Consider the following 1,082-nt stretch of genomic DNA (forward strand, 5'->3'; position numbering starts at 1 on the left):
GATATCAGGTTTAGCGAGAACCCAGCGTTCGAAATCGCTCTCCATCTTGACGTTGACGAGACCGCGGTCGAGACCCTCGAAGCCAACAGAGGGACCTACGTCGACGAAGAAGCGGTTCTACTCTGTGAGGACGTCCGCGAAGTCGCCGACGCGGTCCTCGACGACCGCCCCGATGAGTTCAACATTCCAGCCACGCTCGGCGACGAAATCGACTTCATAATCGGCGGCCGCCGTGTCAGCCGTTTTCCGCGGCAGCCCGTCGTGCGGGAGGTACCGAAGGAACCGACAGCGAGGAGGGTCGGCTGTTCGAGGCCTACGTCGACCTGCTCGACAAATGGCAGCCGGCCGGATTCCTCTTCGAGAACGTCTCAGGAGTCACTTCGAACGAGGAGGACTGGGAGCCAATCGTCGAAGCGTTCCGTGGCGCCGGCTACGTAGTCGAGAAGCCGCGCACCGCTCGCACGCTCAATGCCGCCGACTACGGCGTTCCGCAGCACAGGGCCCGGACGTTCATCGTCGGTGTTCGCGAGGACATCGACGTCGACTACCACTTCCCGAAGCCGACGCACGACGAGGACTCGGAAGGAGATCTCAAGTCGGTGACCGCGGGCGAGGCGCTCGCCGATCTCGACAACGACGACGTCGAGGCGGAGACGCCGTACGAGGTCACGTCGAAGCACGCGCACCTCCTCGACGACATCCCGCCGGGGCTGAACTACTCCTTCTACACGGAGAAGCTGGGACACCCGGACCCAGTGTTCGGGTGGCGCTCGCGCTTCTCCGACTACCTCTACAAGACGGATCCCGAGGAGCCGGTCCGAACGCTGAAAGCGCAGCCGGGAGCCGCATCGGGACCGTTCCACTGGGAGAACCGGAAGTTCACCGAGGAGGAACTCAAGCGACTCCAGTCGTTCCCGGACGATTACGTTCTGACCGGGAGCTACGGGGACGTGGTGAAGCAGATCGGCAACTCGGTACCGCCGCAGATCGCGGCCGTGCTAGCGCAGTCCATCGCGAAGCAGATCTTCGGCCGTGACCCGGAAGTCGATCTCCCGATCGTCGACTACGGTCCACAGCACCTC

The 1,082-nt window shown here is 63.4% G+C and carries 1 pseudogene; it reads left to right on the top strand.

The features are described from left to right. Positions 1–287 precede the first annotated feature (287 nt). Positions 288–1,082: pseudogene (locus EXE45_RS16835) on the top strand (DNA cytosine methyltransferase); the annotation flags it as partial.

The organism is Halorubrum sp. SP9, from assembly GCF_005435015.1.
Taxonomy (GTDB): Archaea; Halobacteriota; Halobacteria; order Halobacteriales; family Haloferacaceae; genus Halorubrum; species Halorubrum sodomense.